This window comes from Chryseobacterium gossypii (assembly GCF_041361455.1).
GTDB lineage: Bacteria > Bacteroidota > Bacteroidia > Flavobacteriales > Weeksellaceae > Chryseobacterium > Chryseobacterium gossypii.
Genome location: NZ_JBGCUR010000007.1, coordinates 23,615 through 46,766 on the forward strand (window position 1 = coordinate 23,615; position 23,152 = coordinate 46,766).

24 protein-coding genes are annotated in these 23,152 nt (G+C 39.4%); 4 read left to right on the forward strand and 20 right to left on the reverse strand.

Annotated features, from left to right (window positions below):
• Window positions 1–13: 13 nt before the first annotated feature.
• From ABMQ40_RS05970 to pdxA, 12 genes are all read right to left on the reverse strand, one after another.
• The gene (locus tag ABMQ40_RS05970; RefSeq protein WP_370897553.1) at window positions 14–970 is read right to left on the reverse strand and encodes an acetyl-CoA carboxylase carboxyltransferase subunit alpha; all 957 of its coding nucleotides are present in this window, start codon (window positions 968–970) and stop codon (window positions 14–16) included.
• Window positions 971–1,017: 47 nt separating this feature from the next.
• Entirely contained in the window at window positions 1,018–2,526 is a 1,509-nt protein-coding gene (gene gltX / locus ABMQ40_RS05975) for a glutamate--tRNA ligase (RefSeq protein WP_370897555.1), read from the reverse strand.
• 89 nt (window positions 2,527–2,615) lie between these two features.
• The gene (locus tag ABMQ40_RS05980) at window positions 2,616–3,650 is read right to left on the reverse strand and encodes a glycosyltransferase (protein WP_370897557.1); all 1,035 of its coding nucleotides are present in this window, start codon (window positions 3,648–3,650) and stop codon (window positions 2,616–2,618) included.
• Complete coding sequence (locus ABMQ40_RS05985) at window positions 3,640–4,602, reverse strand: WaaS/CpsH family glycosyltransferase (protein WP_370897559.1); 963 nt, start codon at window positions 4,600–4,602, stop codon at window positions 3,640–3,642. The genes ABMQ40_RS05980 and ABMQ40_RS05985 overlap by 11 nt, the downstream gene beginning before the upstream one ends.
• Window positions 4,599–5,588 (reverse strand): WaaS/CpsH family glycosyltransferase, encoded by a 990-nt coding sequence (locus tag ABMQ40_RS05990; protein ID WP_370897561.1) that lies wholly within the window; start codon window positions 5,586–5,588, stop codon window positions 4,599–4,601. The genes ABMQ40_RS05985 and ABMQ40_RS05990 overlap by 4 nt, the downstream gene beginning before the upstream one ends.
• Window positions 5,589–6,353, reverse strand: coding sequence for a glycosyltransferase family 2 protein (locus ABMQ40_RS05995; protein WP_370897563.1), 765 nt, complete (start codon window positions 6,351–6,353; stop codon window positions 5,589–5,591).
• A gap of 2 nt (window positions 6,354–6,355) precedes the next feature.
• On the reverse strand, window positions 6,356–7,606 hold the full coding sequence (gene rocD / locus ABMQ40_RS06000; protein WP_370897565.1) for an ornithine--oxo-acid transaminase: 1,251 nt from the start codon (window positions 7,604–7,606) through the stop codon (window positions 6,356–6,358).
• 104 nt (window positions 7,607–7,710) lie between these two features.
• Complete coding sequence (accC, locus tag ABMQ40_RS06005; RefSeq protein ID WP_370897567.1) at window positions 7,711–9,066, reverse strand: acetyl-CoA carboxylase biotin carboxylase subunit; 1,356 nt, start codon at window positions 9,064–9,066, stop codon at window positions 7,711–7,713.
• 88 nt (window positions 9,067–9,154) lie between these two features.
• A complete protein-coding gene (gene accB / locus ABMQ40_RS06010; protein ID WP_370897569.1) occupies window positions 9,155–9,637 on the reverse strand; it encodes an acetyl-CoA carboxylase biotin carboxyl carrier protein in 483 nt (160 codons plus the stop codon).
• A gap of 125 nt (window positions 9,638–9,762) precedes the next feature.
• On the reverse strand, window positions 9,763–9,966 hold the full coding sequence (rpmF, locus tag ABMQ40_RS06015; RefSeq protein ID WP_100075768.1) for a 50S ribosomal protein L32: 204 nt from the start codon (window positions 9,964–9,966) through the stop codon (window positions 9,763–9,765).
• A 61-nt stretch (window positions 9,967–10,027) separates the two neighbouring features.
• Window positions 10,028–10,558: a YceD family protein gene (locus tag ABMQ40_RS06020; RefSeq protein WP_370897571.1), complete on the reverse strand. Its 531-nt coding sequence runs from the start codon at window positions 10,556–10,558 to the stop codon at window positions 10,028–10,030.
• An 85-nt stretch (window positions 10,559–10,643) separates the two neighbouring features.
• Window positions 10,644–11,735, reverse strand: coding sequence for a 4-hydroxythreonine-4-phosphate dehydrogenase PdxA (pdxA, locus tag ABMQ40_RS06025; RefSeq protein WP_370897573.1), 1,092 nt, complete (start codon window positions 11,733–11,735; stop codon window positions 10,644–10,646).
• 48 nt (window positions 11,736–11,783) lie between these two features.
• On the opposite strand from pdxA, the gene ABMQ40_RS06030 reads away from it, so the two are divergent.
• The 3 genes from ABMQ40_RS06030 to ABMQ40_RS06040 are packed head-to-tail and all read left to right on the forward strand — an operon-like array spanning window position 11,784 to window position 14,519.
• Window positions 11,784–12,380, forward strand: coding sequence for a riboflavin synthase (locus tag ABMQ40_RS06030; RefSeq protein WP_370897575.1), 597 nt, complete (start codon window positions 11,784–11,786; stop codon window positions 12,378–12,380).
• On the forward strand, window positions 12,370–13,824 hold the full coding sequence (locus tag ABMQ40_RS06035; protein ID WP_370897577.1) for a sensor histidine kinase: 1,455 nt from the start codon (window positions 12,370–12,372) through the stop codon (window positions 13,822–13,824). Before ABMQ40_RS06030 ends, ABMQ40_RS06035 begins: the two co-directional genes overlap by 11 nt.
• Complete coding sequence (locus ABMQ40_RS06040; protein ID WP_370897579.1) at window positions 13,824–14,519, forward strand: tRNA1(Val) (adenine(37)-N6)-methyltransferase; 696 nt, start codon at window positions 13,824–13,826, stop codon at window positions 14,517–14,519. Before ABMQ40_RS06035 ends, ABMQ40_RS06040 begins: the two co-directional genes overlap by 1 nt.
• Here the strand turns inward: ABMQ40_RS06040 and ABMQ40_RS06045 are convergent, their stop codons facing one another.
• A complete protein-coding gene (locus ABMQ40_RS06045) occupies window positions 14,520–15,230 on the reverse strand; it encodes a cell division ATP-binding protein FtsE (RefSeq protein ID WP_370897581.1) in 711 nt (236 codons plus the stop codon). It lies immediately after the preceding gene.
• Window positions 15,231–15,383: 153 nt separating this feature from the next.
• A complete protein-coding gene (rpmH, locus tag ABMQ40_RS06050; protein ID WP_162031914.1) occupies window positions 15,384–15,542 on the reverse strand; it encodes a 50S ribosomal protein L34 in 159 nt (52 codons plus the stop codon).
• A gap of 221 nt (window positions 15,543–15,763) precedes the next feature.
• On the opposite strand from rpmH, the gene ABMQ40_RS06055 reads away from it, so the two are divergent.
• Window positions 15,764–16,768: a DHH family phosphoesterase gene (locus ABMQ40_RS06055; protein WP_370897714.1), complete on the forward strand. Its 1,005-nt coding sequence runs from the start codon at window positions 15,764–15,766 to the stop codon at window positions 16,766–16,768.
• Between the two features lie 12 nt (window positions 16,769–16,780).
• Here ABMQ40_RS06055 and ABMQ40_RS06060 read toward each other — a convergent pair whose 3' ends face one another.
• From ABMQ40_RS06060 to tilS, 6 genes are all read right to left on the reverse strand, one after another.
• Window positions 16,781–17,593 carry a patatin-like phospholipase family protein gene (locus tag ABMQ40_RS06060; RefSeq protein ID WP_370897584.1) on the reverse strand — a complete coding sequence of 271 codons (813 nt, stop codon included), beginning with the start codon at window positions 17,591–17,593 and terminating at the stop codon, window positions 16,781–16,783.
• A gap of 3 nt (window positions 17,594–17,596) precedes the next feature.
• Complete coding sequence (locus ABMQ40_RS06065; protein WP_370897586.1) at window positions 17,597–18,379, reverse strand: alpha/beta fold hydrolase; 783 nt, start codon at window positions 18,377–18,379, stop codon at window positions 17,597–17,599.
• An 11-nt stretch (window positions 18,380–18,390) separates the two neighbouring features.
• Entirely contained in the window at window positions 18,391–18,909 is a 519-nt protein-coding gene (locus ABMQ40_RS06070; protein ID WP_370897588.1) for a hypothetical protein, read from the reverse strand.
• 63 nt (window positions 18,910–18,972) lie between these two features.
• A complete protein-coding gene (locus tag ABMQ40_RS06075) occupies window positions 18,973–19,494 on the reverse strand; it encodes an ExbD/TolR family protein (RefSeq protein WP_370897590.1) in 522 nt (173 codons plus the stop codon).
• Between the two features lie 225 nt (window positions 19,495–19,719).
• Window positions 19,720–21,795, reverse strand: a complete 2,076-nt coding sequence (locus ABMQ40_RS06080; protein WP_370897592.1) for a protein-disulfide reductase DsbD family protein — start codon at window positions 21,793–21,795, stop codon at window positions 19,720–19,722.
• A gap of 1 nt (window position 21,796) precedes the next feature.
• Window positions 21,797–23,128 (reverse strand): tRNA lysidine(34) synthetase TilS, encoded by a 1,332-nt coding sequence (gene tilS / locus ABMQ40_RS06085; protein WP_370897594.1) that lies wholly within the window; start codon window positions 23,126–23,128, stop codon window positions 21,797–21,799.
• Window positions 23,129–23,152: the final 24 nt, after the last annotated feature.

A 23,152-nucleotide genomic window follows, 5' to 3' on the forward strand; every position in this document is an offset into this window, starting at 1 on the left:
CTTAGCCTTTTTTTTATCCTTTGAACTGTCCCATGGCAATAAATTTTTCCTGCCTTTGGGTTTCAAGCTCCTGTCCTGTGAATTTAGAAAAGGCCTTAATATTTTGTAAAATCGAGTTTTTCAGATTCAGGAATGCCGTTTGGGGATCATAATGCGCTCCCCCCAGTGGTTCCTCAATGATTCCGTCGATAAACTTTTCTCTTAATGCATCCTTTGGAGTAAGGTTTAGAGCATTGGCCGCATCTTCTTTATGATCCCAGTTTCTCCATAAGATAGAAGAGCAGCTTTCTGGTGCGATCACGGTATACCATGTGTTTTCCAACATATATACTTTATTTCCTACACCAATTCCTAAAGCCCCGCCGCTGGCACCTTCCCCGATGATATAGGTGAAGATCGGAGTCTTCAGTTGAACCATCTCAAAAATATTTCTGGCAATGGCCTCACCCTGTCCTCTTTCCTCTGCTTCCAACCCGGGATAAGCTCCGGGAGTGTCTACCAGGGTTACAACAGGAATGCTGAATTTTTCGGCAAGCTTCATCAGCCTTAAAGCCTTTCTGTATCCCTCAGGATTCGGCATCCCGAATCTTCTGTGCTGTCTTTCCTTGGTTGTTCTTCCTTTCTGGGTTCCTATGATCATCACTCTCTGACCATCAAGGGTGGCCAATCCCCCTACCATCGCAGGATCATCAGCAAAGTTCCTGTCGCCGTGGAGCTCCAGGAAGCTTCCTTTGTCTACCATTCCGTTGATATAATCTAATGTATACGGACGATCCGGATGCCGGGACAGCTGTACCCTTTGCCAGGGCGTAAGATTTCCGTAGATCTCTTTTTTCTTCTCTATGATTTTATCCTCTATCTGGCTACACGCCAATTTTACATCAACACCACTTTCTTCTCCTACTAAAGAACAGGTTTGTAATTGATCCATTAATTCTTTGATAGGGAGCTCGAAACTTAAATATTCCATTCTTGAAGTAAATTAAATCTTTCAAATTTATGAAAAATTATGAAAACCTATTTAAAATTATTGATCGCATTGCTTATCCTGGATGTACTTTCCTCTTTTCCAAGGATTTCCAGAATATCCGGCACATCAGGACCTTTCAGCTCGCCTACCAGAGATAACCTGAGCGGCATCATTACTTTGCCCATTCCCAATCCTTTGTTTTCAGCAAAATCATGAATTTCCTGTTTTAGCTTCTCAGCAGTGAACTCAGCATTATCAAGTCTTGAAATGAGCTCATTTAAAACTAATGGGGTTTCTTCACTCCAGGCTTTCTTAGAAGCTTTTTCGTCATAAGAGGTTGGGGCTTCAAAGAAAAACTTTCCGTTTTCGTAAATATCTTTAGGAAAAGTAGCCCGCTCTTTCATCAGATGGATAATCTTCAACAGCTTTTCATCTGAGATGCCGGATAAGTTGAGATCCGTATTTTTCAGAATTCCGAGAAGGTCTTCATCTGATTTCATCTGGATGTATTGGTGATTGAACCATTCCGCCTTCTCTTTGCTGAATCTTGCCCCCGCTTTATGAACTTTATGAAGGTCGAACTCTTTAGCCATCTCATCCAGGGATAAGATCTCTCTGTCATCCGCAGGTGACCAGCCCAGCAGTGCAACCATATTGATGAAAGCTTCCGGAAGGTAACCGTTTTCCCTGTAGCCTTTAGAGATAACGCCGGTCGCAGGATCCTTAAAATCCAGAGGAAACACCGGAAACCCGAATTTATCACCGTCTCTTTTACTTAATTTTCCTTTGCCTTCAGGCTTCAGGATTAACGAAAGGTGGGCAAACTGAGGTGCTTTCCATCCCATTGCTTCATAAAGTAGCATATGCAGGCCTAATGAAGGCAGCCATTCTTCTCCACGGATAACGTGGGTGATCTCCATTTCGTGGTCGTCAATGATATTGGCAAAATGGTAGGTAGGCATCCCGTCATTTTTTACCAGCACCTTGTCATCCAGGGTATTGGTGTTTACAGAAAATTTTCCACGGATGATGTCTTCAAGGTTCAGAGTTCTGTCAACAGGCATTTTGAATCTTACCACATAAGGGGTTTTCTGAGCCAGCAATTCCTGTACCTCTTCCTCGGAGAGAGCAATGCTGTTTCTCAGCCGGTTCCTTGTTTTATTATCGTAAGAGAAAACTTCACCTCTTGCTTCAAATTCGGCACGGATGGCATCCAGTTCTTCAGGGGTATCGAAAGCCAGATAAGCATAATCTGTTTTTAAAATCTGCTCAGTATAGCGGTCGTAAATTTCTCGTCTTTCAGATTGTCTGTAAGGAGCAAATTTCCCTCCTTTTTTAGGGCTTTCATCCGGAATAATTCCGCACCATTCCAAAGCTTCTTCAATATATTCTTCAGCTCCTTCCACGTATCTTGCCGTATCTGTATCTTCAATTCTCAATACAAACTCACCACCCTGGTTTTTAGCAAAAAGATAGTCATATAATGCAGTTCTCACGCCTCCCAGATGCAAAGGCCCTGTAGGACTTGGAGCAAAACGTACTCTTACTTTCTCCATTTCAATAAATTTTGTGCAAATTTACTTAAAATTATGGGTTTTTAAGAGTGCTTGATATGATTTAGGCAATAGCTTTTAAATTGCTGCTATTATATTACGCTGTTCCAGATATCAATAGTATCCCGTATCTCGTTTTCCAAACTATAATTTTCTGAAACATAAGAAGAAGCTCTTTTCCCTTTTTGTAAAATATCTCCGGGATTATTTTCATAAGCTTTTATTGAGGCTTCAATTTTCTGAACAAACTCAATAATATTTCCGTCCTCTACCGCTGATGAAAACTCGGGCTTAAAATATTCTTTCCCTCCCTGGCCGGTGTAGCCTATTACGTAACATCCGCATGACATTGCTTCAGCCGGTGGCAGTCCGAAACCCTCCTTATGGTTAAAGCTTAAGAAAAAAGTGCTTTTTTTCATGATCTCTGCCACTTCAGCTTCAGTTTTATTGTCTATCGGTACAAGTCTCCAGTCTTTTAATGCGTTCCGTTGCTTTAAAATGCTGATGACCTGTGTGACATCATCACCCAGTTTTCTTGGCATAAAGCAAATCTGCTTTTCTTTGTTATCCGAATAGCTGAAAATATCGTTATTGATTCCCAGCCTCATTTTTAGAATCCTGGATTCCGGAAATGCGTATTGCATATAGTTTTTAGCATCCTCGGAAGCTACAATGGTTGCCAGGGTTTTCGGGTGATTATATGGGTTGATTTTATAATCTTCATATATTGAAAAATAGACAAAAGTATAGTAACAGTTCTGATTGAAGATCACTTTTGAAATTTCCGGTTCTATGCTATGAATATCCGGGCCATAGATTTCCGGGAATACCAAAACAGCATTCTTTTCAATTTTTTTGCTGCGCATTGCCAGGAACTGTAAGATCAGCTTCCTGGTGAAGGTCATCTTCTTCTTTTTATAGAGGTATTTGAGCTGCTTAAATAATGCGGGGCTATATACAATAGGGACGTTGATGTTAAACCATTGATCACGCTTTCCTGTTTTTTTATGCAGAATATAGGCTTCGAAACCGTTGTTGTTCAATGTTTCTACCTGTCGGTAGATCTGTTTTACACCTCCGCTTGCGAAATTATTGTTGGGGCATATGAAATAGATTTTAGTTTTCATTAAAAGAAAGTATGGTTTTTATCCAGTTCCGAATATAGTATTTTTCTTTTATTTCTTCAGTAGGTTCCTTGTACTCGCTTTTAATGAAAGTTTCGGGAATTGTAAAATTATTTACATCTTTGATCACCAGAATATTTTCAGGATCATAAAAGTCATAATGAACAATTTCCTGATTGGTGGTTATGATCTTTTTATGTAATCCGATTGCTTCAAAGGGCCTGAAAGATAATCCTTTCTGATGGGGATGGGCGATGTCCAGTATAATTTTGCTATCCAGATAATACTGATAGGATGTTGAAAATGGGATGATTTGATGAACAACTTCTATAGTATCGGGTAATTTTTCTTTTACGGGAATGGATTTATAGGTGAAAATTTTTCCCTTTGCGGAAATATGATTGTTTTTAAAATACCGGAAAAGGGAAATTGTCTCATCAATTCTCTGATCATAGGTAGCCAGATAAGAGATGTCATATTTTACAGAGGTATTTTTATTTTTTACAAAATAAAAGTTGGTAATATATTTCAAATCATAATTTTTGCAGTCATCGGAATCAAAGCTGCAGCAGACGTTGAACTTTTGAATATATTCTTTTTGAGAAGGGATTTTCTGAATACTATCCCAGAATAAAGTAACTGAGAATTTAGATTTACGGATGGCCGCGTTCAGATCATACTCACTTAGAACATCGGGTCTGTTAACAATCAGCAGGTCATAATCGGATGCATTGATGATCCGTTGAATATGCTCACCCCTTTTGATATTCTTAATATTTTTCTTTAAAAAAGTTTTTAGGAAAAAATTATAGATTCTTTCGAAAAAATTTTTGTATTGATAAGGCAGAGTAGAATTAATGTGTACTACATCATAGCCACTATATTTTTTCAGACCTTCGTAAACAACCTCATTAAAACCATAATATCCTGGGGCTATAAATAAAAGCTTCTTCATGTATTCTTATTTAAGTCAAATACTTTATTTACCCAATTATCGAGTGTATATTTATAGTAAATATCTTCGGGGATTTTTTCATAAGGACGATCAAAAAAATCTTTTTCCAGATTGCTGCATGAACTGTTCAAAACCAGGATGTTATTGGGATTGTAAAAATCATAGCTTTTGATGGCATCATTATCTGTAATGATTTTCTTTTCCAACGCCATGGCTTCAAAAACCCTGAAGCTTAATCCATACTGGTTCTCACGGGTAAGGTCCAGTAAAGCTTTTGAGTTCCTGTAATAGCCGGGAAGCTTTTCATGGAAAACTTTTTTTATGCTGAAGATCACAGACAAGCTTTCCGGAACCTTGATGAACAAATTTCTCAGCTGATGTTTCCAGCCTTTTTTCCCGATGACCATGATCTGAAATTTGAGATCCAGTTCAGTCAGCCTTTTGGCCAGCAGCTTTATAAATGAGATTCTCTTATTATCGTATGAGGTTATATAAAAAAGGTCCATTTCAGGATTCTGGGCATTGCAGGGCAGATAAGGCAGATAAATATAGTTGGTCAATTTCTCAAATCCGTATTTCTGAACATCAGCGATATCGAATGAAAAAATCTTATCAAAAAGGTTTAATTTATCCTTCTCTACCGGGAACCTGTCCAGGCTGTCATAAAGATAAGTAATAAGCCTGCCGGTATGCATCTTGATCTCTTCCAGTGTGGACCTGTCAAAAGTATCAGGATTCAAAACCAGGATCTGGTCCTGGTATCCCAGCTCTTGCAATGAATCCAATACGTATTGCTGACGTTTTTCTGTTTTTAAATTTTTATTCAGGATGGTCTTGCTTAAAGCATTTACAGCCCTTTCCTGGAAGTTGGAATGAGTAACGTCCCCAATTTTAATATGATGGGCATCAATGCCTTTATTGCATAATGCATCCACAATATGTTCATCATATCCCCAAAAGTCGAAACTAATTACACAAATCTTCATTCAACTAATTTTGCTCCTTTTTAATGATTCATAGGTTTCAAAAACACTTAAGGACTGTAAGTAAGAAAGCTGATACCCTTCTTTGCCGTCCAGGATTCCTAACCGCAAAATGTATGCCTTGAAGAATTTAAATGCTGTTTTAGAATATTGTGTTAAAACATTGAATCTTTTTCCTCTTGCTGCCAGCTCCTGTCCTTTTAAAATCCCGTAAAGAATCATCTTTTGCCTGTAAGATTTATAATCTGTAACGGAATAGTGGAGGAGTTTATTTTTCAGTTCGCCAATTGTACCGTCAACTTTCAGTGTCTCATGAACTTTTTTCTCGGTAATATATCTTGCTTTAGATTTTCTGAAAAGCCTGAAGTTCTTATCAGTCTGGGTTCCTGAAAAATGGATGGGCTTTCCTGCAAAAAAGAATTTTCTGTAAAAATAGTAAGCATCTTTTTTATCGGCTTTATTCAGTTCATTGATGATTTCCTCCCTAAGCTGAGGGGTTATTCTTTCATCACCATCCAGAAACAATACCCAGTCATTTTTGGCATGATCTAAAGCCAGGTTTCTTTGCCGGGTAAAATCTTCAAACTTGTTTTCAATGATTTTTACATTCTGAAAAGATTTTGCTATTTCTAAGGTATTATCTGTACTGAAAGAATCTACAACAATGATCTCATCGCAAAAATCAAAACATCCGAGTACTTCCCGAATGTTTTTCTCTTCGTTATAGGTTATGATTAAGCCACTTACTTTCTCAGTGAGTTCAGGCATGTCTATTTTTTGAAATCTAAGATCGTTGTTTCTATAATCCTCACGCAGTCTAACAGCTGCTCTTCTGTAATAACCAATGGAGGGGCCAGCCTTATGATATTTCCGTGGGTAGGCTTAGCGAGAAGGCCATTGTCTTTAAGCTTTAAACAAAGGTTCCATGCAGTAGAGCTTTCAGGTGTGTCATTGATCAAAATGGCATTTAATAAGCCTTTTCCTCTTACTTTAGTGATCAGATCGGTCTTCTCAATCACTTTTTCGATCTCAGTTCTGAATAATTGCCCGAGATGCTCAGCCCTCCCGGATAGATTCTCTTCTGAAACCACATCTAAAGCGGCTATAGCAACCGCACAGGCTAGCGGGTTTCCGCCAAAAGTAGAGCCATGCTGGCCCGGCCTGATCACATTCATCACGTCATTGTCGGCTAAAACGGCGGATACAGGATACATTCCACCTGAAAGGGCTTTCCCCAGGATGAGAATGTCCGGCTGAACATCTTCATGATGACAGGCGATCAGCTTTCCTGTTCTTGCAATTCCGGTTTGAACTTCATCGGCAATGAAAAGTACGTTATGCTTTTTGCATAATTCCGAAGCTTTTTTCAGAAAGCCTTCATCAGGAACATATACCCCGGCTTCTCCCTGGATGGGCTCTACCAGGAATGCAGCAATATTTTGGGCATCTTTGGTTAGCGCTTCCTCTAAAGCGTGGATATCGTTATAAGGGATTTTAATAAAGCCGGGAGTGAAAGGACCATAATTATTGTTTGCATCAGGATCATTGGAAAACGAAACAATAGTGGTCGTCCTTCCATGAAAATTATTTTCACAAACGATGATCCTGGCTGCATTTTCAGAAATTCCTTTTACTTCGTAGCTCCATTTTCGGGCTAATTTTACAGCCGTTTCCACAGCTTCGGCCCCGGAATTCATAGGTAAAACCTTGTCAAAGCCGAAAAGAGAGGTTATTTTTTGCTCGTATTCTCCTAACTTTGAATTATAGAATGCCCTTGAAGTCAGAGCCAGTTTCTGGGCCTGGTCAATCAGGGCTTTTACAATTTTAGGATGGGAGTGTCCTTGGTTTACAGCAGAATAAGCTGAAAGGAAATCATAATATTTCCTGCCTTCCACATCCCATACAAAAACTCCCTCACCACGATCCAGCACCACAGGAAGAGGATGATAATTATGAGCTCCGTATTGGTCTTCAAGGTCGATAAAATATTGTGAATTTTTTGCTTTTTCTACTGTTGACATATATTCTTACTTTTTGGACAAAGTTAATAATTTAATATGAGAAGACATAAATTAAAAGAACTGCCTCAGGCAGAGGCAGTTCAGTGGAATATATTCAGACAATCTTAATGATTATCATATTTTTTATCCATGACAAAGCTTTCCATAAATTTTGTAGTGTAGTTGCCGGAAAGATAATCGTCATTATCCATTAGCTGTCTATGGAAAGGGATGGTGGTTTTTACTCCTTCAATATAGAATTCCTCCAGAGCACGTCTCATTTTTGCGATTGCCTCCTCACGGGTCTGGGCAGTCGTGATAAGCTTCGCGATCATGGAATCGTAGTTGGAAGGGATGGTGTATCCCGAATAAACGTGGGTATCCACCCTTACTCCATGTCCGCCAGGGATATTCAATCCTGTGATCTTACCTGGTGAAGGTCTGAAATCATTGTAAGGATCTTCGGCATTGATCCTGCACTCAATAGAATGCAGCTTCGGATAATAGTTGATTCCTGAAATAGGAGTTCCGGCTGCAAGAAGGATCTGCTCCCTGATAAGGTCATAGTCAATTACCTGTTCGGTGATAGGGTGCTCTACCTGGATCCTGGTATTCATTTCCATAAAATAGAAATTTCTGTGTTTGTCTACCAGGAATTCAATGGTTCCCACACCTTCATAACCGATGAACTCTGCCGCTTTTACCGCTGCTTCTCCCATTCTTTCACGAAGCTCATCCGTCATAAAAGGCGAAGGGGTTTCTTCGGTTAATTTCTGATTTCTTCTTTGTACCGAGCAATCTCTTTCAGAAAGATGACAAGCTTTACCGTACTGGTCGCCTGCAACCTGGATCTCGATATGTCTCGGCTCCTCAATCAGCTTCTCCATATACATGCCTCCGTTCCCAAAGGCGGCAACAGCTTCCTGAATAGCAGATTCCCAGTGATCTTTAAGGTCTTCGGCTTTCCATACTGCTCTCATTCCTTTTCCACCACCTCCGGCAGTAGCCTTGATCATTACCGGATATCCGATTTCTTCAGCGATCCTTACAGCGTCCTCATAAGACCCGATCAGTCCGTCAGATCCGGGTACACACGGTACTCCTGCAGCTTTCATGGTAGCTTTGGCATTCGCCTTATCTCCCATTTTTTCAATCTGTTCAGGAGTAGCTCCGATAAATTTGATCCCATTTTTCTGGCAGATTCTTGAAAAATTGGCATTTTCAGATAAGAATCCGTAACCCGGGTGAATGGCATCCGCATTGGTGATTTCCGCAGCTGCAATAATATTAGGAATTTTAAGATATGAGTCTTTACTCATTGCAGGGCCAATGCAAACCGCTTCGTCAGCAAATCTTACATGAAGACTGTCTTTGTCTGCAGTGGAATATACAGCAACGGTCTTGATCCCCATTTCTTTACAAGTGCGCAGAATACGCATTGCAATTTCGCCACGATTGGCTATTAATATTTTTTTGAACATCTCCGAAATTTTAAATTTTAAATTTTGAATTTTAAACTATTTTAAATGAAGGCTCATCTAAAATGATCATCTGTTAATCTAAAATTCCTTAAGATGGATCTACTAAGAATAATGGTTGATCGTATTCTACAGGCGTAGCATCGTCTACTAAAATCTTAACAATTCTTCCGCTTATTTCAGACTCGATCTGGTTGAATAACTTCATTGCCTCAATTACACAAACTACTTTTCCGGCGGAAACTTCATCTCCTACATTTACAAATACATCCTTATCAGGAGCCGGTTTTCTGTAGAAGGTTCCGATCATCGGAGACTTGATCGCTACATATTTGCTGTCGTCAGACGCCACTTCATTCTTTTCAGCAGGGGCGGCCGCAGGCGCAGCAGCAGGTACAGGGGCCGCTACCTGTTGTGGAGCCGTATGGTATACTGCCGGCTGGGCATAGGCCATTTCACTTCCCGCTAATGGAGTTTTAATAGTAATCTCGAAATCTTTTGTTTTGTATTTTACCTCTGATACTTCAGCCTTAGACACAAATTTGATAAGATTCTGTATGTCTTTAATGTCCATAAATTTGATATTTGATTTTGGGCCAAAGATACCAAAAAATCATAAAAAACAACAAAAAACCGCCCGATTTTATCAAAATCAGGCGGTTTTTGTATTAAAATGAGTCTTTTTTTAAAAAGATACTCTTAGTTTTCTTCAGTAGTTTCAACTGCTTTTTCCAATACTACTTTTCCTCTGTAGTATAGTTTTCCTTCATGCCAGTGAGCTCTGTGATAAAGGTGAAGTTCACCGGTAGTTGCATCTTTAGCCAATTGAGGAACTACAGCTTTGTAGTGAGTTCTTCTCTTATCTCTTCTTGTAGACGACTGTCTTCTCTTTGGATGTGCCATTTGTAATAACTTTTTTAATTGATGAGCGATGAGATTCATCATCTCATCATATTTAAATTATTTAATTTTTATCTTTTAACTTTTTTAATGCGTCCCATCTCGGGTCATTTTCCTGTTCTTTCTCTTTAGCTTCTTCAATGTCTTTTGGGCTGTATCTGTCAAGGATTTCCAGATCTTCGTCACTTACGTTGGGGGATATTTTCTTCATCGGAATTGAAAGTGCCACATTTTCGTAGATCAATTGTGCCACATTGAAAGCGTGATCTCCGGTTGGTATGGTGATCACATCTTCGTCACTGTCATCATATTCCTCTCCAAACTTTACCAGAACTTTGATCTGGTTCTCAATCGGGTAGTCGAAATTTTCATTTGTAATATCACAAACCAATTCTACAAGCCCGTGTATCCTGATCTCAAATTCTAGAAAAGTAGTGTGTTTATCAAGTAAAACATCTACCGTAATTCTAGGATTTGTAAATTCCTGCTCAGTGTCAAATAATTGAAAGAACGTTTTATCTATCTCAAACCTGAACTCGTGCTTTCCGTTTTTTAGTCCGGAGAAGCTTACGTCGTAGTTTCTTAACTTGTCCATAAAATGAGTGTGCAAAAATATGCATTTTTTTTATAATAACAAATAAAATCTAAAACAAAATTATTTAAAAAATTGCTTTAATGATTTATACTTCAGTTTCCTCCGGAAGATCTTCATCTATCCCGTTGTCTACGGCCATTTTTCTAGGCTGCAGCCGGTTACTCATGAGATCATTGTATTCACTTCTGTTTTTGAAAATTTTGATAGCCGTAAAAATAGCTTCTGTAAAGCTCTGCTCATCGGCGATATTTTTTCCCGCAATGTCATATGCAACCCCATGATCCGGAGAAGTTCTGATAAACGGAAGCCCTGCCGTATAATTTACTCCTTCTTCATAAGCCAGGGTTTTGAACGGAGCCAGCCCCTGGTCGTGATACATGGCTAAAACGGCGTCGAAGCTCTTGTATTTATTTGGCTGAAAGAAACTGTCGGCCGGGAAGGGGCCGAAAGCCAGAATCCCGTTTTCCGAGACCTCCCTGATGGCAGGTTCTATAATTTCTATTTCTTCATTTCCGATCACTCCGCCATCTCCCGAATGCGGATTTAGCCCCAGAACAGCGATCTTGGGCTTTTGGATACAGAAATCCTCAATCAGTGTCTGATTTAAAGTCCTTAGCTGTTTCTTTATCTTTTCCTTGGAAATATTTTCAGCCACCTTGGCAATAGGGATATGATGGGTTGATACGGCAACTTTCAGATCCTCCGTTACCAGGAACATCAGCCCTTTTTTATGGAATTTTTCCTCAAAATATCCTGTATGGCCTGCATGCTGAAATCCCATTTTCATCATTTCATCCTTATTGATGGGAGCCGTTACCAGAACATCGATTTCTCCTTTCATCAGGGCTTCTGTGGCTGCTTCCAATGAGGAAATAGCCATTTTGGTGGATTCCTCGGTAGGTACCCCAAGCTCTACATTCACATTGTCTTTCACAAGGTTTACCATGTTGAGTTTTCCTCCTTGGGCTTGTGAAGCATCATTAATATAATTGAAGTTTAAATTAAGCTTGAATATGTTTTTCTGATAGGTAAATAATTTTCCCGAGCCGAAGATTACCGGAGTGAAAAAATCCGTGATAGCTTTGTCTTTCAGAGATTTCATAATGATTTCCGGGCCGATGCCATTGAAATCACCGATTGAAATTCCTACTCGTACTTTATGGTTTTTTGGGCTCATTTTGATTATCTTTGAAGATTATAATGTACAAATTTAGGAAAAAATAATATGTTCACAGGAATTATTGAAGCAGTTGGGGTAATAGAGAAAATAGAAGAAAAAGGAAGTAATATAGATTTTACTTTGACGTGCCCTTTTACCAATGAATTAAAAATAGACCAAAGCCTGGCCCATAACGGTTGTTGTCTGACCGTAGTAAAAATTGAGAACGACCGGTATATTGTGACCGCCATTAATGAAACCCTGGAAAAGACCAATCTTGGGAAATGGGAGGTGGGAACTGTCGTCAACCTTGAACGTTGTATGAAAATGGACGGCAGACTGGATGGGCATATCGTTCAGGGCCATGTGGATAAAACTGGTGAAGTGGTAAGCATAGAAAATAAAGATGGAAGCTATTTTATTACCATTCAATATGATGCAGGCGGGGATTTTGTTACCGTACCGCAAGGTTCAATCACAGTCAACGGGATTAGCTTAACAGTAGCAAAAAGTGAGGATTCCCGGTTTTCCGTTGCCATTATCCCGTATACCTGGGAATTTACCAATATGAAGCATCTAAAGGCCGGAGATAAAGTTAATCTCGAATTTGATATAATTGGTAAGTATATTGCTAGGTTAATTAAAAAACAGAATGTCAATTAATAAATACAAAGGATATAGCTTGAGAAATCGGGTGTTCTTCGGTTTCTTACTGGTATGTCTTTTATGTGTCGTTGCCACATCCCTGGTTCCCTATTTCGTCTTAAGAAACAATTCCTTACAGCAGAGCAGGATCGATATGCAGGAGAAAACCAATGCCGTAATGAGGTATCTGGATTATGCAGTAAGCCGGGCACTTATTGAAACAAAGGATCTTCCTAAGGTTTTAGGGAATAAGATCTATGAAATTGCTGATATCAATCAGCATGATATAGTGATCTACGATTTAAAGGGAAACTATCTGCTTTCTAATAAGGATATAAACATGATCGAGCAGAGAACGGTTCCGTTAAGCATTGTTAACAAAATCCTGGCAACGGATGCACGGGTGGATATAAAAGGGTATGACAAATCAAAAGATGCAGGGCTGACCTCTTCCTATATGATACTTAAAAATAATGAGCTGGAGCCCATCGGTATCGTATATATTCCCCTCTATCATAATGAATCCGCCTATCTTGAAGTTCTTTCCGAATATGTGAAATATATTCTTCTCGTCGATATCTTCCTTATCCTCTTCAGTATCTGGATAAGCTGGATTACCTCTAATGGCCTGGCAAAAACAATTACCAAGTTTTCTGATATGATCACAAGGATTACTTTGTTTGAAAATGAAATGCGCCCCATCAGGTATTATAAAAATGATGAGCTGAATGCTCTGGCCAGAGCCTATAACCGGATGATTCTTCAAATCCAGGATCAAAAGGAGAGGCTGCGCTTCAAGGCCTCCGAAGAAGCGTGGAGAGAAATGGCCAAGCAGGTGGCTCATGAGGTAAAAAATCCGCTGACCCCGATGAAGCTGACTATTCAGAACTTTGAAAGGAAGTTTGATCCTCAGGACCCCAATATCAGGGAGAAGGTAAAGCAGATGAGTAAGACCATGGTGGACCAGATTGATCTGATTGCTACTGTTGCATCGGCTTTCTCAGAATTTGCGAAGCTCCCTGAAAAGAATAATGAAGTGATTAATTTGAATGCCGAGGTGGAAGATATACTCCGGGTTTTCAATGATGAAAGCATTTTCATGCATTCCAATAAAACCAATATTATGATCAATATGGACAGGATTTACCTTTCCAGGATCATTACCAACCTTGTTACTAATGCCAAGCAGGCACAGAGTGACGAAAGAAAATTAATTATCAATGTAGATGTTGAACAGCATCAGAGAAGAGTAATGATCTCGGTTCAGGATAACGGGATCGGTATTCCCGAAAATATGTTCGAAAGGATTTTTGAGCCTAATTTCACTTCAAAAACCAGTGGGATGGGACTGGGGCTGTCTATGGTGAGGAAGATGGTGGAAGATTATAAAGGAGAAATTTCTGTGAAGTCGGAAGTTGGGAAAGGGTCCACTTTCACGATTACCTTACCGACCAATCTATAATGAAGGTTTTTAAGTTTCAACAATTTGAAATCCGGCAATCCCACAACGTCTTCCGTGTAGGTACAGATGGAGTGCTCCTTGGTGCCCTGGCGGATGTGGGAAATGCAGCCAGAGTTCTGGAGGTAGGTACGGGGACCGGATTGATCTCGCTGATGCTGGCCCAGAGAAATCCCCTGGCCGAATTTTTGGGAATAGATATTAACGAAGAAGCTGTAGCGCTTACCAGAACTAACTTTGAAAGCTCTGATTTTTCTCCGAGGCTGCATAATATTCTCCAGGATTTTAAAACCTATGAGACCGGTGACAGATTTGATCTGATTGTTTCAAATCCTCCTTATTTTGAAGAATCCGGATCTGCCAAAGATAAGATTGCCCGCCAGACCGTGGAATTGAACTTTACCCAATTGATTTCAAAATCCTCAAAGCTCCTTTCTGAAAAAGGGATCTTTTCTGTGATTATCCCTGTTGAGGCAGGAGAAGAATTTATACGGATTTCCCGGGTAAACGGATTGTTTTTAAAACGGAGAATCCATATTAAAGGCATAGAAAGCGCAAAAATAAAAAGACTTGTCCTGGAGTTTTCCCTGTTCGACATACCGGTAGAGGACTCTGAGATAATCATAGAAAAAAGCCCGAGAAAATACTCGGACCAATATCTTGAACTCACTAAAGAGTTTCATGTTTTCGGTAAATAATTATTCAAATAATTCCGTTGTGTCAAGTACAGAAACTTTTCCATCTTCACACCTGATGGCTTCTCCGGGAAAGTTCTGTATCATATGGTAATCATGCGTTGCCATTACTACAGCGGCACCGTTTTCCAGGGCTACCTGCTTCAGCAGGGTCATAATTTCGTTGGAAGTCTCAGGGTCAAGATTACCTGTGGGTTCGTCCGCCAGAATCAGATCCGGATGGTTTAATAATGCTCTTGCGATAGCCACACGCTGCTGCTCGCCACCGGAAAGCTCATGAGGCATCTTATGCTTTTTGCTTTTCATGTTCACGCTTCCCAGTACTTCATTGATACGGTCTTCCATCTTTACTTTGTCACTCCATCCGGTAGCCTCAAGAACAAATCTTAAATTTTTTTCTACGGTTCTGTCAGGCAGCAACTGGAAATCCTGAAAAACGATTCCGAGCTTTCTTCTTAGGTTAGGTATATCTGAGGTTTTCAGCTTTGCCAGATCAAATCCAACAACGGCTCCGTGACCTGCCGCCAAAGGAATATGCCCGTAAAGAGTCTTCAGCAGGGAACTTTTTCCCGAACCGGTCTTCCCGATAAGATAACAAAATCTTCCTTTCTTGATATTCAGATTAACATCAGTAAGAACAGTAAAGTTTTTTTGTGCAATTTTTGCGTGCTGCAAACTTATAATATTATCTCCAGCTATATGTGTGTGTGGCATAATTCAATTTTAAGAGGCTGTTTCCAAAATTTTTTCAGATTTTAAAAATAGAAAAAAGAAACTTAAGGAACCTAAACTTTAGTAAATTTTAACAACAAAAAATGCCTGAAAAACTACTTTTCAAGCATGATTTGTATATGATAATTCAAGAAATTATCTCTTAGCGCGTGATGCACTTACAGTTAACCTCTTTCTGCCTTTAGCTCTCCTCGCAGCCAAAACTCTTCTTCCATTTGGCGTAGACATTCTTTCTCTGAAACCGTGCTTGTTTCTTTTCTTTCTTTCTGATGGCTGGAATGTTCTTTTACTCATTACTATATGTTTAAATCGTAATTATCTATTAATTTTCAGGTTGCAAAGATATAGAATTTTTTAAAAGTTACAAACTTTAATAATCTTTTTTTGAAATGTTTTTTCAGTCGGCGGCCTGCAAAGCCTGAAAACAGGCAAAATTCTTTATATTTAAAAATAATGTTTATGTTATTTAAAAGCTCTATCTTTGGAGCCTTAAATTTATAGAAAGAAACACAATGATGTTTACACCTGCCGAACTCTTAGAAATCAATACGCTTCTTACCCCTGACAGCAGCATAGTAATTCTTACCCATTACAATCCTGATGGAGATGCCATTGGTTCAAGCTTAGGGTTGAAACATTATCTGAGAGCAAAAGGTATCCATGCTGAAATTATCGTTCCGAATGATTTTCCTAAGTTTCTCAAATGGATGCCGGAAGCTAAAAAGGCCATCATTGCCGAATACAAAAGGAGGCAGGCTTTTGATCTGATCCAGGAGGCGGATGTGATTTTCTGTCTGGATTTCAATTCTCATCAGAGAATAGGATTTTTAGGAGAATGGCTGCTTAAAGCCGAAGGCAAGAAAATCCTTATTGATCATCATCAGCAACCAGAATCTTTTGATTTCGTGTATTCAGATACCATCATCCCGGCGACATCACAGATGATCTATCATTTTATTGAAGCCATGGACGATGAGAAATATGTAAATAAGGATATTGCGGAATGCCTGTATACAGGGATTATGACCGATACGGGAGGATTCCGGTTCCGTTCCACCAGTGCCACTACACACAGGATCATCGCAAACCTCATAGAAAAAGGAGCGGATCCGTCTGTTATTACATCGAACACCTGGGATACCAATACGATATCCCGGCTGCATTTGTTGGCCCTGATCCTGGGAAGGATAGAAGTGGTAAATGACGGTAAAGTGGCCGTTTTATACCTGACGAGGGAAGAGCTGCAGGAATATGGCTTCCAGAAAGGCGATACGGAAGGATTTGTAAATTATGGCTTGAGCATCATTGGAGTGAAAATGTCAGCATTCTTTATGGAGGATCTTTATGAAGATTTTATTAAAATATCTTTCAGAAGCAAGGATGATGTAGACGTTAATCTGTTCTCAAGGAAATATTTCAACGGAGGCGGGCATATCAATGCAGCAGGTGGAAAATCTTACGAATCTTTATATGAAACCATTGAGACATTCAAGACACGAATAGAAGAGGAAGGCTTATAATTGTAGGATGCCTTACACTCCTGATGAAGCCGGACTGATCTTTTTATATCCTTTACTTTCCAGCTCATTGCAGGTATATTCATAAACTTCCCGGAACATTTCATCCATATTTTTCTTTTTGAACAGGCTGAATTTTGTCATCTTGGGAGGATCTAAAAAAATGTCGCATAATTTGACTTTCGAATAAACCGATTTCGCAATGGCCAGGTGGAGGATCCTGTCAAATTCTTTCATCAGACTCATGTTTTCCAATTCGTCATAGCTGATGGAGTTAACGTGAGAAGCTATCAAAAAGTCGCATTTATCAATAATGGGCTCTATGGGAAGATTATCCAGGACACCTCCGTCTACATACACTTTTTCTCCGATTCTCACCGGAGGTAGCAGGAAAGGTACACTTGATGAAGCGAGAAGCGGGCCGAAGAGCTCACCTTCAGAGAAAAAATCCACAATGCCATGCGTCATTTCCGTAGCGGCAACATAAACAGGAATTTTTAAAACATTAAAGTTATCTTCAGGAAAATGATCGGTAAGTAATTTTAAAATAAAATTGGAACTGAAAATCCCGTTTTTTGAAAGTCTCAGATAGGAGCGGGAAAAAAAGGTGGTCTGCTTCACAATTTCCATCATTTCATCCGGTGTTTTTCCCAAAGAATAAAATGCTCCTATGATGGAACCTGCGCTTGTCCCCGATATGATATCAGGCTTAAGATTGTATTCCTCCAGGGCTTTCAAAACGGCTATATGAGCAATACCACGCATACCGCCGCCGGAAAGGGTAAGCCCGATGACCGGCTTCTTTTTTCTGAAGGAAAAAAGACTCATGGCTTAAAGGATCAGATTTTTAGGCATGCTGTGAAGGAGCTCTGTATTGATGATCGCAGCACAGATGCATGGTTTTTCCCAATGTCCGTTATGCCCGCAGTCCAGGATATAAGATTTGATATTGGTCCTGTCGGGAAGATTCCGGATGGTATTTTCGGTTTTCACTGCGTTGTCATGCTTTCCGGATAAGACCAGAATCTTCACATTGAGGTTTTCAAGAATGTGCCTCTTGTCTGTTCTTTCCACCATTCCTTTTATACAGGCCAGGGCGCCAAGGTTATTAGTGGAAAGGGCTATTTCCAGCGCGGTTTCTATTTTTCCTTCCAGGATATCTCTTTCATTAGGATTAAACAGATTCGGAATGCCTGCTCTGGCATAATTCGAGAAGGCTTCCCTGATGATCCTGTAGCTTTTTATGCGTTGCTGTTTTTTCTCTTCATCATCCGGAAAATAAGTGGAGAAAAACAAGGTCAGGCTCTTAAGGCTGTCAGGATACTTTTCAGCAAAAGCGAGTGAAACATAGCCTCCCATGGAATGCCCGAGAAGATGTATTTTTTCCAGATTTTGATTATCCAGGACCTTTTTTACTTCATCTGCCATCAGCTCCATGGTATGTACTTCCGCCAGGATATCAGACTGCCCGTGCCCTGGCAGGTCTATTTTCAGCAGAGAGAAATTTTCAGAAAGGTGAGGCTCCATATCATCCCAGATAGAAAGGTTTTCCATAAAGCCGTGAAGTAATACCAGAATCTCTTTTCCGTTTCCTTTTCTTTCAAAATTCAGCATAATGTTAAGAATTAAAAGTGGATATCAATATAATTAACAAATCCTGAACCATTTACCATGTCCTGAAGCCTGTATGTCCTTCCGCCATCTTTGGACATGAAGGTTTTAGTCCCTTTTCTGACATAAGGTTTTCCGTGATCATTTTCAGAGATGCTTTCATATATTTCTCCGGTAAAATTCATATGCCTGTCAGAAATTATTTTCATATAACCTTTGAGGTCTACATGATCTTTCCCTGATTGTATGTTCCCTGAAACTTCATACCTGTCTCTTTCGCCATCAATTTTTTTAAAATTTACGGAGCCTGAATTTTTAATGGAATTATGAGTGAATTTATGATCTCCGCTGAAATCCCTGAAATGATTTTCACTGTTTTTTGCCCTGATGCTGTCATTCATTTTCATTCTCAGCGCATTTATGGAATCGATGATCTTTATGCTGTCCGGACGGGCAGGTGTAGGCCGGGTATCTTTTTGGGAGCATGAAATTATTAAAAGTATAATGGCTGTAGCGGTTAAAAAGTTTTTCATGGATACAAATTACAGTTTCAAAGTTAAACTAAAAAAGAGCATCTTCAAAATGCTCTTTTCTTTTTATTGTACCAGTTCATCATATACTTTCTTTTCCCAGGGTTTGATATCCGTAATGCCATAGCGTTCTTTTTTGGAAATGGCAATATTGTCAAGCATATCCACAAAGTTTTTATAACTGGCATCATCGGTAGGCTTCAGGATGATAGTGAAGTTTTCTTTCCTGGGAGCTTTATTATAGGCTTCAGAAATTAATCTGGAAATATTGATGCCGCTAAAATCGGTTTCTTTTAAATTTCCGGTGCTTAATTCCTTTTCACTGCTCTGGTGATAGAATACTCTGTCGTTTTTACCGAGAATAAAGGTAATTTGATTCCTTTGGTCAATATCTACCGGTGAAGGATTGGGCCTGGGGTCTTTGGCAGGGAGCCCCAGATCCAAAATATTGGGTTTTGTGAAATTTGTGGTAAACATAAAAAAGGTGATCAGCAGAAAGCCTAAATCTACCATGGGAGTCATATCTATTCTAATTAATTTTTTTCTTTGTCTCCCTCCCTGTTTTTCCTGTATGGTTACTTCAGCCATAATAAATATTTTAAAAATTAGACAGTATGTTAAATGGTCAGTATTGTTGTTCTTTAATCCATACAAAGTTTATACCTAATTTTTAAAATGCTAATAAAATTTGATTTTTATTTGTCTTTTTATATTGAAAAACCTCGCGAATATATAATTTCGCAAGGTTTTATGGTGTTTTAAGAATGTTGTCTTATTTGTTAATAAGCGGCTTTTCAGAAAAATGATGCGTCTTTATCTGTTCTTTTTATAATAATCCACTCCGCATTCCAGGAACTTTTTGAAATCCTCTTTTGGCATATAGCCTGAAACAGGGGTGTTGATTACTTTTCCGTCCGGAGTTACCAGAACATAATGCGGCTGGGAATTGTTATTGAAATTCACCTGCTGGAATAAGCTCCATCTGTCGCCGATTGTTTTTACCTTTTTGATCTGTCCGTCACCCAGATCAATTTTGGTTTTTTGATCTTCGGGAAGTTCTTCCTTGTCATCCACATACAACGAGGCCAGTACAACATCATTTTGAAGGATAGGTAAAATATCGGCTTCACTCCAGACAAACTCTTCCATTTTCCTGCAGTTTTCGCATCCATATCCGGTAAAGTCGATAAGGATAGGTTTATTTTCCTTTTTAGCGATCTCTGCGGCCTTAAAGAAGTCATGTTCCGGATGCATGCCCAGTATGCCGTCATTTTCATCATGGAAGTAGCTTACATTCAGCGGAGGAAGGATTCCGCTCAGCAATTGAAGCTTCGGACGGTCCGAAGGTATAAGCCCCTGGATCAGATAGATTACAAATCCGATTCCCAAAACCCCTAAAATTTTCCTGGTCACTGAAATTTTCGGCTTTTTATCATCATGCGGGAACTTTATCAGTCCAAATAAATATAATGTCAGCCCGATGCTAATGATTATCCATATTACAATAAACAATTCCCTTTTTAGCAGGAATGTTTTGGAGACAAGATCGGCTTTGGACAGGAATTTTAAAGCCAGTGCAAGTTCTACGAAGCCCAAGACTACCTTCACGGTGTTCATCCATCCGCCGGATTTCGGAAGACTCTGCAATGCCTGCGGGAATAATGCCAGAAGACCAAAAACAATGGCCCAGGCCAGACCGAATCCCGCTAAAGCAAATGTCAACAGCATAGGGACATTGGCAGAACCGGTAACAGCGCTACCCAACAGACTTCCTAAAATAGGGCCTGTACAGGAGAATGACACAATCACCAGGGTTAATGCCATGAAGAAAATACCGATAATTCCCCCCGCTTCCTCAGCTCTTGAAGATTTGTTGGCAATGGAGCTCGGTAATGTGATATCATAATAGCCGAAAAAGCTTCCTGCAAAAAATATGAATATGATAAAAAATGCGATATTCAGCCATACACTGGTGGAAATTTCATTGAAAATGTTTCCTGCAATTCCGTCAATCAGGTGGAAAGGAACACTCAATAACACAAAAATAAGGAGAATGAAAAAACCATAGATCAATGCATCTCTTTTACCTTTCGCTTTATTTTTATTTCCCTTTGTAAAAAATGAAACCGTTAACGGGATCATTGGGAAAACGCATGGGGTAAGCAATGCGATCAGTCCTCCGAGAAATCCTAAAAACAAGTAGGTCCAATAGTTTTCATCAACTTTAGTGGATCCGGTACCGCAATCCGTTAAAGGATTTTTGAAATCCAACGTTTCAATTTTCAGTTGTTTTGGGTCTAATTTTGAAGTTTCTGAAACCGTAGTTGTACTGATTGCAGGACCTGGATTTTCAACAACAGGCTCCGCCTTCTTTGCGGAATCTTTTACCTGAGCCGCGGTTTCTTCGGTAGCAGTCTCTTCAGCAGTGCCTTTCGGAGTGACCTTTTGATTGAATTCCAAAGTGTTGGGGGCCAGACAAACCCTGTCATCACAGGTTTGATAGGTGATCTCCGCGACAACATCAGCAGGTTTTGAAGTATCCTTTAATCTGAACTTCTGTTTGAATCCGGCACTTCCGGAATAATAAATGATTGTTCCGCCAAAAGCTTCTGAAAACTCTTCATGTTTTTTTCCTTCTTCGGTAAATTTCCCGATCAGTTCGATGTTCTTTCCGGAAACTTTATATTCCGTAGGGATTCCTGTATCCTCCGGCAGATCTTTGGAATAAATATGCCATCCGCTCTCCATAGTAGCATTGAGAACGGCTTCATACTGATTGTTGCCAAGATCATTAACGGTGAATTTAAACTTTACGGGATTTTTTATCTGTGCATTGAGCCCTGCACACAGGAATAGTAGAATTAATAAAAACCAGTTTCTAAATTTCATTTTAAACTTCATTAAAAATTTTGAGAATATGTGTTGTTTTCTCATCCTTAGCATTTCGTCTGTCCTGTCTTAAAGGTAACACCCCGAGTACGGTATTATCACGGTCCGTGAGTATCCAGATTTTTTGCCTCGCTAAAATAGATAATTTTTCGTCCCTAAAAAACTTAGAAACTTTCTTTTTCCCTGAAAAGCCTGTCGGATAAAACTCGTCACCCGCCTGTTGCTTTCGCAACCGTAATGGAAATCGAAGTCTGGCGGCATCAAATTCCCACATGAAATTTTCATTGATTTTATCAATGTTTCCGATAACATCTTTTAGATTTATGTTAATCTGTTTTTTAGAGAAATTGAAATTTTCAATCAGGAAAACTTCATCGTTAGTTTCTTTTAAATTCCTGTCTGTAAAGATTAATTCATCCCTATGGACAATGAGCTGATACTCTTTTGAGAAAAATGAGCTTCCGTTCCGCGCTTTAAAAATTTTATAAATTTCCTCTCTCTGGTTAAAACCGTATTTCTTTAAAATTTCGAATTTTACAAAGTCATTTTCCTGGTTTAATTTTTCTTTGGACAGGATTTTTTGGGTCGGATCGGCAATTGAAATCCTGTTTTCTATTTCCAATATCTGTTTTTGTACAAAAGCCCTGGCTTCATTAAGGTAAGAAATACTCTTTCCAAAGTTTTCGAGGAAATGATCATTCACTTCCAGAAGTCCGGGTACAATTTCATTCCTGATCTTATTGCGTAAGTAATCATTTTTTTGATTGGAAATATCTTCCCGGAATTCAATATCATGCTGTTTTGCAAAATCATAGATCTCATCCTTGGAAAAATGTAAAAGAGGCCTTAAAATCTTATTCTCGCTGGCCGGGATTCCGCTGAGACCGTTGATGCCTGCGGCCTTGGAAAGATTGATGATGAAGGTTTCCAGCTGATCATTCAGGTGATGGGCCGTGACGAGGTATTCGAGATTTTCCTTTTCGCGGATCTGGTTAAAAAAACGGTAACGGAGATCCCTTGCCCAGACCTGGATAGAGTTTTCCGGTTTCCTGTCCTCATCTGAAATTTCATATAAATGAAATTGGATATGATTTCTTTCACAAAAATCCCGGACCACTTTTTTGTCTGCCTCCGAATCTTCCCCCCGAAGTTTGTAATTAACATGTGCTATTTGAAACCCATATCCTGAACCTCTTTCATTCCTCATATCCAGAAACAGCGAAGCTAAAACCATAGAATCTGCACCGCCGCTCACAGCAAGAAGGTAAGTGTGATTTTCAGGCGAATGGATCAGGCTTCTCAATTGTTTTTTAAAGCTTGGTTTTTCCAACATGTATGTTGAGAATTTCTTTTTATG

Bases quoted from the DNA above. Each gene is read 5' to 3' on its own strand.
- ABMQ40_RS05970 (WP_370897553.1), bottom strand. From the start codon at position 970: ATGGAATATTTAAGTTTCGAGCTCCCTATCAAAGAATTAATGGATCAA.
- gltX (WP_370897555.1), bottom strand. From the start codon at position 2,526: ATGGAGAAAGTAAGAGTACGTTTTGCTCCAAGTCCTACAGGGCCTTTG.
- ABMQ40_RS05980 (WP_370897557.1), bottom strand. From the start codon at position 3,650: ATGAAAACTAAAATCTATTTCATATGCCCCAACAATAATTTCGCAAGC.
- ABMQ40_RS05985 (WP_370897559.1), bottom strand. From the start codon at position 4,602: ATGAAGAAGCTTTTATTTATAGCCCCAGGATATTATGGTTTTAATGAG.
- ABMQ40_RS05990 (WP_370897561.1), bottom strand. From the start codon at position 5,588: ATGAAGATTTGTGTAATTAGTTTCGACTTTTGGGGATATGATGAACAT.
- ABMQ40_RS05995 (WP_370897563.1), bottom strand. From the start codon at position 6,353: ATGCCTGAACTCACTGAGAAAGTAAGTGGCTTAATCATAACCTATAAC.
- rocD (WP_370897565.1), bottom strand. From the start codon at position 7,606: ATGTCAACAGTAGAAAAAGCAAAAAATTCACAATATTTTATCGACCTT.
- accC (WP_370897567.1), bottom strand. From the start codon at position 9,066: ATGTTCAAAAAAATATTAATAGCCAATCGTGGCGAAATTGCAATGCGT.
- accB (WP_370897569.1), bottom strand. From the start codon at position 9,637: ATGGACATTAAAGACATACAGAATCTTATCAAATTTGTGTCTAAGGCT.
- rpmF (WP_100075768.1), bottom strand. From the start codon at position 9,966: ATGGCACATCCAAAGAGAAGACAGTCGTCTACAAGAAGAGATAAGAGA.
- ABMQ40_RS06020 (WP_370897571.1), bottom strand. From the start codon at position 10,558: ATGGACAAGTTAAGAAACTACGACGTAAGCTTCTCCGGACTAAAAAAC.
- pdxA (WP_370897573.1), bottom strand. From the start codon at position 11,735: ATGAGCCCAAAAAACCATAAAGTACGAGTAGGAATTTCAATCGGTGAT.
- ABMQ40_RS06030 (WP_370897575.1), top strand. From the start codon at position 11,784: ATGTTCACAGGAATTATTGAAGCAGTTGGGGTAATAGAGAAAATAGAA.
- ABMQ40_RS06035 (WP_370897577.1), top strand. From the start codon at position 12,370: ATGTCAATTAATAAATACAAAGGATATAGCTTGAGAAATCGGGTGTTC.
- ABMQ40_RS06040 (WP_370897579.1), top strand. From the start codon at position 13,824: ATGAAGGTTTTTAAGTTTCAACAATTTGAAATCCGGCAATCCCACAAC.
- ABMQ40_RS06045 (WP_370897581.1), bottom strand. From the start codon at position 15,230: ATGCCACACACACATATAGCTGGAGATAATATTATAAGTTTGCAGCAC.
- rpmH (WP_162031914.1), bottom strand. From the start codon at position 15,542: ATGAGTAAAAGAACATTCCAGCCATCAGAAAGAAAGAAAAGAAACAAG.
- ABMQ40_RS06055 (WP_370897714.1), top strand. From the start codon at position 15,764: ATGTTTACACCTGCCGAACTCTTAGAAATCAATACGCTTCTTACCCCT.
- ABMQ40_RS06060 (WP_370897584.1), bottom strand. From the start codon at position 17,593: ATGAGTCTTTTTTCCTTCAGAAAAAAGAAGCCGGTCATCGGGCTTACC.
- ABMQ40_RS06065 (WP_370897586.1), bottom strand. From the start codon at position 18,379: ATGCTGAATTTTGAAAGAAAAGGAAACGGAAAAGAGATTCTGGTATTA.
- ABMQ40_RS06070 (WP_370897588.1), bottom strand. From the start codon at position 18,909: ATGAAAAACTTTTTAACCGCTACAGCCATTATACTTTTAATAATTTCA.
- ABMQ40_RS06075 (WP_370897590.1), bottom strand. From the start codon at position 19,494: ATGGCTGAAGTAACCATACAGGAAAAACAGGGAGGGAGACAAAGAAAA.
- ABMQ40_RS06080 (WP_370897592.1), bottom strand. From the start codon at position 21,795: ATGAAATTTAGAAACTGGTTTTTATTAATTCTACTATTCCTGTGTGCA.
- tilS (WP_370897594.1), bottom strand. From the start codon at position 23,128: ATGTTGGAAAAACCAAGCTTTAAAAAACAATTGAGAAGCCTGATCCAT.